The organism is Mesorhizobium sp. M2C.T.Ca.TU.002.02.1.1, from assembly GCF_003997225.1.
In genome coordinates, this window is the sequence record NZ_RZTO01001495.1 from 1 (window position 1) to 416 (window position 416).

The 416-nt window shown below is 66.1% G+C and carries 1 protein-coding gene; it reads left to right on the forward strand.

The genetic code is table 11. The features are described from left to right. On the forward strand, positions 1 to 416 hold a 416-nt coding region (locus tag EOD07_RS36935), incomplete at both ends, for an arylesterase (RefSeq protein ID WP_164772986.1).

A 416-nucleotide genomic window follows, 5' to 3' on the forward strand; every position in this document is an offset into this window, starting at 1 on the left:
GGGCTTTACCGACAGGCTGCAGGCAGCGCTTGGCGCCAAAGGCCACGACGTGACCGTCGCCAATGCCGGCGTCTCCGGCGACACGACGAGCGGCGGCCTGGCGCGGCTTGACTGGTCGGTGCCGGACGGCACGCAGCTGGTCATCCTCGAACTCGGCGCCAACGACATGCTGCGCGGCGTCTCGCCCGACATCACCAAAAAGAACCTCGACGAGATGCTGAGCAAGCTGAAGCAGCGCAAGATTGCCGTGCTTCTGGCCGGCATGCGCGCCGCACCCAATCTCGGTCCCGACTACCAGAGCGCCTTCGACGCCATTTTCCCGGACCTGGCGAAGAAATACGACGTCGCGCTCTACCCGTTCTTTCTCGATGGCGTCGCCGGCCAGCCCGGCATGCAGCTCGAGGACGGCCTGCATC